This window comes from Bacillus cereus group sp. MG16 (assembly GCF_040459875.1).
In the GTDB taxonomy this organism is placed as follows: domain Bacteria; phylum Bacillota; class Bacilli; order Bacillales; family Bacillaceae_G; genus Bacillus_A; species Bacillus_A paranthracis.
Window position 1 is genome coordinate 1103993 of sequence record NZ_JARVHE010000001.1, and the last position, 13005, is coordinate 1116997.

A 13005-nucleotide genomic window follows, 5' to 3' on the forward strand; every position below is an offset into this window, starting at 1 on the left:
CCGATAAGAAAAAGGGGAATTTTTATGGGTACAGAATTTAATGGTTTATTTGATGAGTGGGCTCATACGTACGACTCATTTGTACAAGGCGAAGATATACAATATAAAGAAGTTTTCGCCCATTATGAGGACATTCTAGAGGATGTAGTTAACAAGTCATTTGGTAACGTATTAGAATTTGGTGTCGGTACAGGTAATTTAACAAATAAATTATTACTTGCTGGCCGCACAGTTTACGGTATAGAACCGTCACGTGAAATGCGCATGATTGCAAAAGAGAAATTGCCAAAAGAGTTTTCCATTACAGAAGGTGATTTTCTTTCGTTTGAAGTCCCGAATTCCATTGATACCATAGTAAGCACCTATGCATTTCATCATTTAACAGATGATGAAAAAAATGTAGCGATTGCGAAGTATAGTCAATTGCTAAACAAAGGTGGTAAAATAGTGTTTGCTGATACGATATTTGCAGATCAAGATGCATATGATAAAACTGTTGAAGCAGCAAAACAAAGAGGTTTTCATCAGTTAGCAAACGATTTGCAAACGGAATACTATACACGTATTCCAGTTATGCAGACTATTTTTGAAAACAATGGCTTCCATGTAACGTTTACGAGATTAAATCATTTCGTGTGGGTAATGGAGGCAACTAAGCAATAGAAAGAGGGATTAGATTGAGAATTGCTGTAATTGGAGCAATGGAAGAAGAAGTAAGTATTTTACGTGATAAATTAGAACAAGCAGAAACAGAAACGGTTGCGGGTTGTGAATTTACGAAAGGGCAATTAGCAGGACATGAAGTAATCTTGTTAAAGTCTGGTATTGGTAAAGTAAACGCAGCGATGTCAACGACAATTTTATTAGAAAGATATAAGCCTGAAAAAGTCATTAATACTGGTTCAGCTGGTGGCTTCCATCATTCTCTAAATGTTGGGGATGTCGTTATTTCAACAGAAGTTCGTCACCATGACGTAGATGTAACAGCATTTGACTATGAGTATGGGCAAGTACCAGGGATGCCGCCTGGATTTAAAGCTGATGAAGCATTAGTTGCATTAGCTGAAAAATGTATGCAGGCAGAAGAAAATATTCAAGTTGTAAAAGGTATGATTGCAACAGGTGATTCATTTATGAGTGATCCGAACCGAGTTGCAGCAATTCGTGATAAATTTGAAAACCTTTATGCAGTAGAAATGGAAGCAGCAGCTGTTGCACAAGTATGCCACCAATATGAAGTTCCGTTTGTTATCATTCGTGCACTTTCTGATATTGCTGGTAAAGAATCAAATGTTTCATTTGATCAATTTTTAGATCAAGCAGCTCTTCATTCGACAAACTTTATCGTAAAAGTACTAGAAGAGTTAAAGTAATGTAACAAAAAGGCAACTGTCTCATATAAAGAAAATACATACAGTTGCCTTTTCTTTATTGGCAAATAAGGGGGAGAACACGATGAATGTATATCGTGGAGTTCATGAGTTAATTGGTCATACACCAATTGTGGAAATTACTCGTTTTTCACTTCCAGAAGGGGTCCGTTTATTTGCAAAGCTTGAATTTTATAACCCAGGCGGAAGCGTTAAGGACCGATTAGGAAGAGAATTAATCGAAGATGCGCTAGAAAAAGGGCTTGTTACAGAGGGCGGAACAATTATTGAACCGACAGCTGGAAATACTGGTATTGGACTGGCACTCGCAGCGTTACAACATGATTTACACGTTATCGTTTGTGTACCAGAGAAATTTAGCATTGAAAAACAAGAATTAATGAAAGCACTAGGCGCAACGGTCGTGCATACGCCGACTGAGCAAGGAATGACCGGTGCAATTGCAAAAGCAAAAGAGTTAGTAAATGAGATACCGAATTCATACTCTCCAAGTCAGTTCGCAAATGAGGCAAATCCTCGTGCATATTTTAAAACATTAGGACCTGAACTGTGGGACGCATTGAATGGAGAGATTAACATATTTGTTGCTGGAGCAGGAACTGGCGGTACGTTTATGGGGACTGCATCTTACTTGAAAGAAAAAAATGTAGATATAAAAACGGTTATTGTGGAACCAGAAGGATCTATTTTAAATGGTGGTAAGGCTGGTTCACATGAGACCGAAGGAATTGGACTGGAATTTATCCCGCCATTTTTGAAGACATCTTATTTTGATGAAATTCATACGATTTCTGATCGAAATGCATTTTTACGAGTGAAAGAATTAGCGCAAAAAGAAGGACTTCTTGTTGGGAGCTCTTCAGGAGCAGCATTTCATGCAAGTTTACTTGAAGCAGAGAAAGCGGCGCCAGGTACAAATATTGTAACGATTTTTCCTGATAGTAGTGAGCGCTATTTAAGTAAAGACATATACAAAGGATGGGAATAAAAAATGAGAGCAAAGACAAAGTTAATTCATGGTATTCGCATAGGAGAACCTTCAACTGGATCTGTAAATGTACCGATTTATCAAACGAGTACGTACAAACAAGAAGCAGTTGGTAAGCATCAAGGATATGAATATTCACGTACAGGAAACCCAACACGTGCAGCTTTAGAAGAAATGATTGCGGTATTAGAAAACGGCCATGCTGGTTTCGCATTTGGTTCAGGAATGGCGGCTATTACAGCTACAATTATGTTGTTCTCAAAAGGTGACCACGTTATTTTAACAGATGATGTGTATGGCGGAACGTACCGCGTGATTACGAAAGTGTTAAACCGCTTCGGTATTGAGCATACATTTGTAGATACAACAAACTTAGAGGAAGTTGAAGAAGCGATTCGTCCAAATACGAAAGCGATTTATGTAGAAACACCAACGAATCCGTTACTAAAAATTACTGATATTAAAAAAATATCTACTCTTGCTAAAGAGAAAGATTTATTAACAATTATTGATAACACATTCATGACGCCATATTGGCAGTCGCCGATTTCTTTAGGAGCGGACATTGTACTTCATAGTGCAACGAAATATTTAGGAGGTCATAGTGACGTAGTTGCAGGTCTAGTAGTTGTAAATAGCCCGCAATTAGCAGAAGACCTTCACTTTGTACAAAACTCAACAGGTGGCATTCTTGGCCCGCAAGATAGTTTCTTGCTACTTCGTGGTTTAAAAACATTAGGAATTCGAATGGAAGAGCATGAAACGAATTCACGTGCAATTGCTGAGTTTTTAAATAACCACCCAAAAGTAAATAAAGTATATTACCCAGGCCTTGAGTCACATCAAAACCATGAACTGGCAACAGAACAGGCAAATGGATTTGGTGCTATTATCTCATTTGATGTAGATAGCGAAGAAACATTAAATAAAGTACTTGAGAGATTACAATACTTTACGCTGGCTGAAAGTTTAGGAGCAGTAGAAAGTTTAATTTCTATCCCCTCTCAAATGACGCATGCATCAATTCCAGCAGATCGTCGTAAAGAATTAGGAATTACAGATACATTAATTCGAATTTCTGTCGGTATTGAAGACGGAGAAGATTTAATTGAAGATTTAGCACAAGCGTTAGCATAGTAAAAATGCACTGCTAGTATAGGCAGTGCATTTTTACTATATTAATTTGTGAAACATTTCACAAATTAGACAAACACAAATAAAATAAATTCATGTATATTAAGTTCATGAAGTGTTACTCACGAACAAACTTGTGGAATATTTCACAAACAATGAGGTTCATGTAGGAAAGCAATTCTATTTTTTTGCGCTAATCAGGACTAATTATGACCTGTAGGGTCTTATTTAGTCCAAGATAGCAGAATAGGAGGAATTTACATGGTAGTCAAAGAGAAAGTTGTAAATGAAATGCAGGAAGTAAAAGAGATGATTGATACGTTAGTGAATAACGGTCAGAGAGCTTTACAAGCATTAGAAAGTTTTACACAAGAGCAAATTGACAACATTGTTCATGAAATGGCATTAGCAGGTGTTGATCAACATATGCCGCTTGCGAAGTTGGCTGTTGAAGAAACAGGTCGTGGTGTATACGAAGATAAATGTATTAAAAATATTTTTGCTACTGAATATATTTGGCATAGCATAAAGAAAGATAAAACAGTAGGGATTATTCACGAAGATCCTCATGAAGAAATAATAGAAATTGCGGAGCCCGTCGGTGTAGTAGCTGGGGTAACACCAGTAACGAATCCAACATCGACAACAATGTTTAAAGCATTAATCGCGATAAAAACGAGAAATCCAATTATTTTCGCATTTCATCCTTCAGCACAAAACTGTTCCATTGCAGCGGCAAAAACAGTATATGATGCAGCGGTGAAGGCGGGGGCACCAAAACATTGTATACAGTGGATTGAAAAACCTTCTGTCGAAGCAACAAAACAATTAATGAACCATGAAGGCGTTGCTCTTGTTTTGGCAACTGGAGGGGCTGGTATGGTGAAATCAGCTTATTCTACTGGAAAACCAGCGCTAGGTGTAGGTCCTGGTAATGTACCATGTTATATAGAGAAATCAGCGCATATAAAACGAGCGGTTAATGATTTGATTTTATCTAAAACATTTGATAATGGTATGATTTGTGCATCAGAACAAGCAATTATTGTAGACAAGGAAATTTATGATGATGTGAAAACAGAAATGATTGCAAATAATTGTTATTTTGTAAACGAGGAAGAGAGAAGTAAATTAGAAAAGCTTGTTATTAATGAAAATACATGTGCAGTAAATAGTGATATTGTAGGGAAATCCGCAAAGTATATTGCCGAATTAGTTGGAATTACTGTACCTAAAAATACAAAAATGCTTGTAGCTGAAATACAAGGCATCGGAGCCGCATATCCACTATCTCGTGAGAAGTTAAGTCCAGTATTAGCTTGTGTAAAAGCAAATTCATTAGAAGAAGGGTTTACATATTGTGAAGAAATGTTAAACCTCGGTGGTTTAGGACATTCAGCAGTTATCCATTCTGTAAATAAAGAAGTGCAAAAGCAATTTGGATTACGTATGAAAGCTTGCCGCCTTATTATAAATGCCCCTTCATCACAAGGTGGAATCGGTGACATATATAATGGATTTATTCCATCACTTACGCTTGGCTGCGGTTCCTACGGGAAAAACTCGGTTTCTCAAAACGTAACAGCGACGCACTTATTAAATATAAAAAGGTTGGCAAATAGAAAAAAGAATATGCAGTGGTTCAAATTACCACCAAAAATTTATTTTGAAAAACATGCGACATCATATTTAGCAAATATGCCTAACATTTCACGTGCGTTTATTGTAACGGATCCAGGAATGGTTGAGCACAGATATGTAGATACGGTTACGCATTATTTACGTAAACATGCAAATGATGTGAAAGTTGAAGTTTTCTTTGAGGTTGAGCCAGATCCGTCAGATGAAACTGTGTTTAAAGGTGCGGAAATGATGAGAAGTTTTCAGCCTGATGTCATTATCGCACTTGGTGGTGGTTCAGCAATGGATGCAGCGAAAGGGATGTGGCTTTTCTATGAGCACCCAGAAACAACATTCTATGGAATTAAACAGAAGTTTTTAGATATAAGAAAACGTACATGTAAATATCCGGAATTAGGAAGTAAGGCGCAGTTTGTTGCTATTCCAACAACATCTGGAACAGGATCAGAAGTGACACCATTTGCGGTTATTACAGATAAGAAAAATAATATAAAGTATCCACTTGCCGATTATGAATTAACGCCAGATGTAGCAATTGTTGATCCACAATTTGTAATGACAGTACCGCCACATGTAACAGCAGACACTGGGATGGACGTATTAACGCATGCAATCGAGGCGTATGTGTCTGTTTTAGCAAATGACTATACAGATGGATTAGCATTAAAGGCTATTGATCTCGTATTTAAATATTTACCAAGAGCATTTAAAGATGGACATGATGAAGAAGCACGAGAAAAAATGCACAATGCTTCTGCAATCGCAGGAATGGCATTTGCAAATGCCTTTCTAGGTATTAATCACAGTTTAGCACATAAAATTGGACCAGAATTTCATATTCCGCATGGGCGTGCGAATGCAATTCTTATGCCGCACGTAGTTCGCTATAATGCTATTAAGCCAAGAAAACACGCATTGTTCCCAAAATATGAGCATTTTGTAGCTGATGAACGCTATGCACATATTGCGAGAATGCTCGGGCTACCAGCAAGTTCGGTGGCAGAAGGTGTAGAATCACTCGTCAAAGCAATTATTGATCTCGGAAAAAGTTTAAATATAAATATGAGTATTGCGGGACAAGGAGTTGCTAAAGACCAATTTGAAGAGGTTGTTGGATTATTAGCAGAAAGAGCTTTTGAAGATCAATGTACAACAGCTAATCCGAAATTACCTCTCATTTCAGAGCTGAAAGAAATTTATATGAAAGCATATAAAGGTGAGTAATGGTTATGAAAGAGTCGCAATAAAGCGGCTCTTTTTCTTTTGGAAAACATCTCCCAGAATGGCTGTATTTACTTGTCTTTAAGTTTAGTAGAATATGATACAGTGAAATGGAGGAGTGAGAATATAATGAAAGAATTACAAGAGAAAATAGAAGATTATACTCGGTTCGGACAAATTCTTCTCGCTGTAAGTACATTGTTAATGGTTGGCTTATTGATTCCAAGTGGAGCAAAAGAAACATCACAACCTTTTGTTATGATGGGGAGCATTGTTATATTTTTAAGTTTATCCTTCTTTTTCTTTCAGCGTGTGAAAGTGATGCGAGACGAGTTAGAGGGAAACGAATGTGAATAATATTGATAAATAGAGCGTTACAAAAAGAAGGAATCTTTTTTGTAACGCTTTTTGTTTTTCTAGAAAATGTATGCGTTTTATATTGACAATGATAATCCTTATCAATTAAAGTAGAATAGTAGTTAATGATTATCATTATCAATTAGAGGTGAAAGAATGAAAAAATCTATTACGCTATTCACAGCGATTTTATCTATTTTTTTCTTATTAATAGGTTGCAGTGCAAAAGGAGACGAAAAAGCATCGGCAACAAAAACAGAAAAAGGAAAAGAGAAAATAGAAGTTATCGACCTGTCAGGAAGAAAGGTAACATTCGATAAAGTGCCAGAGAGTTTTGCAACATTAAGTATGGGAGACATGAATATTATTCATGCTTTAGGCGGAAAAATAGTGGGTCGTCCGGATGCAAAAATAACTCTTCCAGAAGATATAAAGAAAGTACAAGTAATCGGGAATGCACATCAGCCAAATTTTGAGCAAATTGCTAGCTTAAAGCCTGATGTACTTATTGCTAACAATGGATTTCAAAAGAACATTCCAACGGTGGAAGGACAAGGAACGAAAGTAATGATTTCTTCTGCGAATTCTGTACAAGATATTCAAAAGAATATTGAGCTATATGGAACGATAATGAAGAAAGAAGATAAAGCAAACGAACTTAATCAAAAAATCAATGATCAAATGAAGAAATATGAGAAAAAGAGCGATGTGAAAGCACTGCTAGTGTATGGAGCACCAGGGACTTATTTAGCCGCATTACCAACCTCTTTATCAGGTGATATTTTAGAAAAGACAGGCGGAAAAAATATCGCTGCTGATTTTCCAGAAATGAAGGAATATCCGCAATATGCGCAGCTAAGCGTAGAACGCATTATTGAGGCAAATCCAGATGTGATTTATTTAATTACACATGGAGATCCAAATAGTGTTAAAAAAGCATTTGAAGGCGAAATGATGAAAAATGAAGCATGGAAAAATTTAGATGCAGTAAAACAAAATCGTGTAGTTATTTTGCCACCTGACTTATTTGGATCAAATCCTGGAACAAAAGTTACAGAAGCGATGGACTTTATGTATAAAAGTATACAAGATGTAAGGAAATGATAAGTATGGAAAGTAGTGAAGTAGTAAGGGAAGAGGAACATCCTTTTGCGAAAAAAAGATGGATCATAGCAGTTAGTTTAGTTATATTAACGGTTTTATGTCTTTTTTACGGCCTTTTCGCAGGAAGCTTATCCTTTTCTTTACGAGATATTGTAACAGGGATACAAGATGAAGGGTCGACAGTTCATCGAATTGTATGGGACCTTCGTATACCAAGAGTGCTCGTTGGATTTATAGTAGGAACATGTTTAGCTGCATCTGGCGCAATGCTGCAAGGGGTGATCAGAAATCCTCTTGCAGACCCTGGTATTATCGGGGTGTCATCTGGAGCAGGCCTTGTCGCAATTGTAATTATGATTTTATTCCCTCAGCATATGGCGTTTTTACCACTCGGTGCGTTTTTAGGAGCTTTCATAACGGCGATGATCATTTATGCTTTATCATGGCAAAAAGGGGCACTACCTTCAAGAATTGTCTTAGTAGGTGTGTCAATTAATGCATTAATAGGTGCAGCGACGTCAGCATTAATGTTATTACATAGTGACAAAGTACAATCCGTGTTACCGTGGTTAGCGGGTGGTATTGGCGGTGTAAGTTGGGCACATTTACATATGATTATTTATTATGCAATATTCGCTATTATATTGGCCTTCTTCGGTATCAAGCATATTCGAGTATTAATGCTTGGAGATGAAATGGCGAAATTATTAGGTCATAACGTGGAGAGAAGCCGTTTTTATTTAATAGTAGTAAGCACATTATTAGCTGGAATAGCAGTTAGTGTTTCTGGTCTTATTGGATTTGTCGGCCTTGTCGTACCACATATGTTACGTTTATTAGTTGGAAATGACTATAAATATTTACTGCCATTATCATGCCTTGGCGGAGGGATATTACTTGTTTTCGCGGATGCGATAGCTCGAAGTTGGTTTGATCCAATTGAATTGCCTGTCGGTATTTTATTATCCTTCTTAGGCGGTCCGTTCTTCTTATATTTAATTCATAGAGGGGGAAAACGAAGTGATTTCCGTTAATAAAGTGTTTTACGCACATTCTGAAAGATTTCAAATGCAAAATATGAATGTACATATTAAAGCTGGAGAGGTCGTTAGTTTAATTGGACCGAATGGATCGGGGAAATCTACTTTGCTTCGTTTAATGGCAAGACTACTTAAACAAAGCGAAGGGGATATCGTTTTAGATGGAAAAAGTATTCATACGATGAAAAGTGTTGATGTAGCGAAGCAATTAGCGATGTTACCACAAATGCATGATCATCAATTAGATTTAACAGTGAAAGAATTAATCGAATTTGGAAGAGGCCCTCATAAGTTATGGAGAGGTCGCTTAAATAAAGAAGATGAAGAAATTGTTGATTGGGCATTGTCTGTTACAAATCTTGAAGGGTATGAATATCGTCTTTTACAATCTTTATCAGGAGGGGAAAGACAACGTGCTTGGATTGCAATGACGCTAGCACAACGTACGAATGTCTTATTATTGGATGAGCCAACAACTTTTTTAGATATCGTTCATCAGTTGGAAGTAATGGAACTTGTGAAACGATTAAACGAGGAATTTGGCATGACAATTATAATGGTTTTACATGATATTAACCAAGCGGCTCAATATAGTGATCGTTTACTCGTATTAAAGCGAGGGAAGCTTCAGTATGACGGTATACCAGAAGAAGTGTTATGTCATGAAATGTTTCAACATGTATTTGGCATAGATGTAGATATTTTTCAAGGAAGCGATAAGCCATTTTTTACACCGAAACGAATTTCTAAAAAAGGAGGAGAAAGATGCGAACAGAAGAATGTGTTACCACTGAGTTAGTAAGGGAATTTGTTATGGCAGCTCACGGAGATTTAGAAAAAGTACAAGAACTGTTGGCTGAATCGCCAAGTTTACTTCATGCCTCTTACAATTGGGGTGGATCAGATTGGGAAAGTGCGTTAGGAGCAGCGGCACATGTAGGGCGTAAAGATATTGCTCTTTACTTATTAGAAAAGGGTGCTCGAATGGATATTTTCGCGGCCGCTATGCTGGGGGAATTAGAAGTTGTACAAGCTATTTTAGTAGCACAACCAGAAGCATTACGTGCATATGGTCCACATGGTATTTCTCTTCTTCAACATGCACGAATGGGTGGAGAAAAAGCACAGCGTGTATTTGACTACTTAACGGTGCTTTCTTACTGACCGCCAAAGTTCTTATGTGCGGTAAACTTTTCACTTTTATATAATTGGAAAGTTTACCGCCCGTTAGAACGGGATAAGTATCTAGTGTATTTAAAAATCCTACACCCCCCTCAATTGTAGTTTTCTTTATGCTAGTTATGATATGGATGCAGTAGACAATATTTGTTTACTGCCTTTTTTAAATTCTTTCGAGATTGAATATTCTGTATTTTAATGTTAGTTCATTTATAATAGATAGTAACATTTAGTATGGATACAAGACGTGAGCGTGTAATTAAGTACAAATTCGTGGGAAGGAGTGCAGAAATGTTTCATACAGATCGTTTACAAATTCGCAAATATACAATGGATGATTTACAGTTCTACGCTTCACTATGGGGAAATGAGAAGGTAATGCGCTATATTGGAAATGGGACGTTAAAAACATATATGCAGTGTAAAAAAAGTTTGGAGGAGTGGGTGATTCCTAGCTATAAAAACGGTCTCGGTTTATTTGTATTGATTGAAAAGGGAACGGGAATACGAATTGGTCATGCAGGATTAGTAAAGCAGCAAATAGATGGAAAAGAGGAAATTGAAATTGGTTATTGGTTATTACCTCAGTATTGGGGAAAAGGGTATGCGAAAGAAGCAGCGGCAGCATTTCGAGATTATGGCTTCCAAGCGTTACGAATGAATAAATTAATTTCTCTTATTAATCCGGATCACCCCGCCTCAATCTTTGTTGCTAGAAAAACGGGGCTTAGTTATGAGAAAACAACTTCATTTCATGGGATGGATGTTCTCGTTTATTCCATTAGGCGCATTGGATGAAAAAAGGTTAATTGCATCTTTTGAAGAATGGTATATAAAAATAAAGGGGGGATTACATGTACATTTATCATAATGGACTTATTATTCGTGAGGGAACGAATGGTGTACCTGCATATGCAATTAAAACTTTATTCGAAGATGCCGGTTGGAGCAATGATAATATCCCTTCTTGGCAAATTGAAAAATTCACGATAGCATTTGAAAATTCAACATGGGCATTCACAATTTGGGATGAGGAAGAGATGATTGCGATGGTTAGAGTCATTTCTGATGGAATCATGGTCGCCAACATAGTAAATTTAGTTGTGAAATGTGAATATAGAGGGAAGGGATTAGGTAAGAAACTTGTTGCTCTTTGTTTGCAAAAATTGCCACATGGTGACTGGTTTGCGCATACTTCTGCGAGTAATTTTGATTTTTATAGAAGTTGTGGTTTTGAGGTGAGAGAGTTATCGAGAAATGGAACATGTGCGTACTATGGATATCAAATAGCCAAAAAAGAGGGGCACCGATAAGGAGAAAAAGTAGAACAGAAAAAGGCTTACTATTTTAATAATATAAACTGAACTAAGATTCATTTTATGATAAAATGAAAGAAAATTCTGTTTATTATTAGGGGGATAAAAATGAGTATAAAAGTTGGGGATGTATTTAAATATGAAAGAAGATTTACTGAGGAAGAGGTTTTTGAATTTGCAAATATTACAGGGGATAAAGGTAGGCATCATATGGAATATGATGAAAATGGACGTTTAATGGTTCATGGTTTATTGACTGCTAGTATTGGAACGAAAGTAGGAGAAGAATTACATTACATAGCAAGAGAATTAGTAAGTGAGTTTATTAGACCAGTTTTTGCAGGAGATACGATCACTTGTGAATTAACTTTAACGAATGTTGAACAGATGGAAGGATACAAAAAGGTTTCAATCGAGTCAGTTTATCGTAATCAACACGAAAAGACTGTACTAGTTGGGACAAGCTATGGAGTTATAAGGGGATAAAAAGAAGCCTGATTTACAGGCTTCTTTTTTTAATAAACACGTTTTCGATTTTCTGCATGACTAGAGATGAGTAATAATGCAGTTTCTTCTCCTATATTACGAACGATATGAGGAACACATGCATTCCAGGAAAAAGAATCCCCTTCTTCTACAATTGCAACATCTTCTCCATGTTGAACTTCTAGTTTTCCGCGTAATACAAGGTGACATTCTTCCCCTTCATGGGCATTTGGTGTGTTTTCTTTCGGAAACCCAGCAGGAATTTCTACGAGATTGAGGCGAAGGCCACCTTGCTCTGCAACATGTTCAATTCTTTGTTCATCTTTTCCGTATACACTATATTTACGCTCTACCTTTTTGACAACTTTCAATCGATCTTTTTGTTCTAACAATAAATAGGGAAGAGGAACGTTTAAAAAATTGGAGATCGTTTCTAAAGTTGAGATAGATGGTGATGTTTTATTATTTTCAACCTGACTCATAAACCCTTTAGAAAGACCTGTTCCCTCACAAATTTGCGCGATTGTTATGCCTCTACGCTGACGAATTTCACGTATTGCAGAACCAATATTCATAAAATCAAGCTCCTTTTTATAAACAACTATTTGTATCATAGCAAAAAATATATATATTTTCCCAGTGAAAATGAATTGACGAATAAAAAAAATTAGTGTATGTTTTGTAATATAAATAAAAGTTTTATGTAAGAAAACTATAAAGGAGAGAAAGAAATGAATCAACATATTGGTAACTTAATTATTCGTATCGTGTTAGGAGTAACATTCTTTATGCACGGTTTAACAAAATTCCAATCGGGGATTGACAATATTGCAGGGTGGTTCACAAGCATTGGTTTACCAGGAGGACTTGCATACGGTGTAGCAACAGTTGAATTAGTTGGCGGTCTATTATTAATTCTAGGTTTAGGTGTAAGATATATTGGATTATTATTTGCACTAGTTATGGTTGGGGCAATTGTAAAAGTAAAATGGTCAGCTGGTTTATTAGGAGATGGAAAAAATCCTGGCTTCGAATTAGAGCTTGCATTGTTAGCGATGGGTGCGTACTTATTTGTTGCGAAAGCGGATGGTTTTGTAGATAATTTCTTAAAAGAGAAAATGTCAAAGAAGAACTAATTTACATGGGAG

The 13005-nt window shown here is 36.5% G+C and carries 15 protein-coding genes; 14 read left to right on the forward strand and 1 reads right to left on the reverse strand.

What is annotated here, in order from left to right; translation table 11 throughout:
- Nucleotides 1-24 precede the first annotated feature (24 nt).
- From QCI73_RS05710 to QCI73_RS05770, 13 genes are all read left to right on the forward strand, one after another.
- The gene (locus QCI73_RS05710) at nucleotides 25-663 is read left to right on the forward strand and encodes a class I SAM-dependent methyltransferase (RefSeq protein ID WP_000536319.1); all 639 of its coding nucleotides are present in this window, start codon (nucleotides 25-27) and stop codon (nucleotides 661-663) included.
- 14 nt (nucleotides 664-677) lie between these two features.
- Entirely contained in the window at nucleotides 678-1373 is a 696-nt protein-coding gene (mtnN, locus tag QCI73_RS05715) for a 5'-methylthioadenosine/S-adenosylhomocysteine nucleosidase (protein WP_353822627.1), read from the forward strand.
- Nucleotides 1374-1455: 82 nt separating this feature from the next.
- Nucleotides 1456-2379 (forward strand): O-acetylserine dependent cystathionine beta-synthase, encoded by a 924-nt coding sequence (locus QCI73_RS05720; protein ID WP_074610332.1) that lies wholly within the window; start codon nucleotides 1456-1458, stop codon nucleotides 2377-2379.
- A gap of 3 nt (nucleotides 2380-2382) precedes the next feature.
- Nucleotides 2383-3516, forward strand: a complete 1134-nt coding sequence (locus tag QCI73_RS05725) for a bifunctional cystathionine gamma-lyase/homocysteine desulfhydrase (RefSeq protein ID WP_001201909.1) — start codon at nucleotides 2383-2385, stop codon at nucleotides 3514-3516.
- A gap of 258 nt (nucleotides 3517-3774) precedes the next feature.
- On the forward strand, nucleotides 3775-6378 hold the full coding sequence (adhE, locus tag QCI73_RS05730) for a bifunctional acetaldehyde-CoA/alcohol dehydrogenase (protein WP_327922464.1): 2604 nt from the start codon (nucleotides 3775-3777) through the stop codon (nucleotides 6376-6378).
- Between the two features lie 126 nt (nucleotides 6379-6504).
- Complete coding sequence (locus QCI73_RS05735) at nucleotides 6505-6732, forward strand: YrhC family protein (protein WP_000661445.1); 228 nt, start codon at nucleotides 6505-6507, stop codon at nucleotides 6730-6732.
- A 156-nt stretch (nucleotides 6733-6888) separates the two neighbouring features.
- Nucleotides 6889-7836 (forward strand): helical backbone metal receptor, encoded by a 948-nt coding sequence (locus QCI73_RS05740; RefSeq protein WP_136444626.1) that lies wholly within the window; start codon nucleotides 6889-6891, stop codon nucleotides 7834-7836.
- Between the two features lie 5 nt (nucleotides 7837-7841).
- On the forward strand, nucleotides 7842-8870 hold the full coding sequence (locus tag QCI73_RS05745; protein ID WP_353822628.1) for a FecCD family ABC transporter permease: 1029 nt from the start codon (nucleotides 7842-7844) through the stop codon (nucleotides 8868-8870).
- A complete protein-coding gene (locus tag QCI73_RS05750) occupies nucleotides 8857-9675 on the forward strand; it encodes an ABC transporter ATP-binding protein (protein WP_353822629.1) in 819 nt (272 codons plus the stop codon). Before QCI73_RS05745 ends, QCI73_RS05750 begins: the two co-directional genes overlap by 14 nt.
- Nucleotides 9642-10040 (forward strand): ankyrin repeat domain-containing protein, encoded by a 399-nt coding sequence (locus QCI73_RS05755; RefSeq protein ID WP_044793760.1) that lies wholly within the window; start codon nucleotides 9642-9644, stop codon nucleotides 10038-10040. Before QCI73_RS05750 ends, QCI73_RS05755 begins: the two co-directional genes overlap by 34 nt.
- 249 nt (nucleotides 10041-10289) lie before the next feature.
- Nucleotides 10290-10853: a GNAT family N-acetyltransferase gene (locus QCI73_RS05760; RefSeq protein ID WP_138321077.1), complete on the forward strand. Its 564-nt coding sequence runs from the start codon at nucleotides 10290-10292 to the stop codon at nucleotides 10851-10853.
- A gap of 56 nt (nucleotides 10854-10909) precedes the next feature.
- On the forward strand, nucleotides 10910-11368 hold the full coding sequence (locus tag QCI73_RS05765) for a GNAT family N-acetyltransferase (protein ID WP_000276116.1): 459 nt from the start codon (nucleotides 10910-10912) through the stop codon (nucleotides 11366-11368).
- 111 nt (nucleotides 11369-11479) lie between these two features.
- Complete coding sequence (locus tag QCI73_RS05770) at nucleotides 11480-11857, forward strand: hotdog family protein (protein WP_000025005.1); 378 nt, start codon at nucleotides 11480-11482, stop codon at nucleotides 11855-11857.
- A gap of 29 nt (nucleotides 11858-11886) precedes the next feature.
- On the opposite strand, the gene QCI73_RS05775 is transcribed toward QCI73_RS05770, so the two are convergent.
- On the reverse strand, nucleotides 11887-12432 hold the full coding sequence (locus QCI73_RS05775; RefSeq protein WP_001020702.1) for a helix-turn-helix domain-containing protein: 546 nt from the start codon (nucleotides 12430-12432) through the stop codon (nucleotides 11887-11889).
- A gap of 156 nt (nucleotides 12433-12588) precedes the next feature.
- Between QCI73_RS05775 and QCI73_RS05780 the strand changes: the two genes are divergently transcribed.
- A complete protein-coding gene (locus QCI73_RS05780; protein WP_001071557.1) occupies nucleotides 12589-12993 on the forward strand; it encodes a DoxX family protein in 405 nt (134 codons plus the stop codon).
- The last annotated feature ends 12 nt before the right edge of the window (nucleotides 12994-13005 follow it).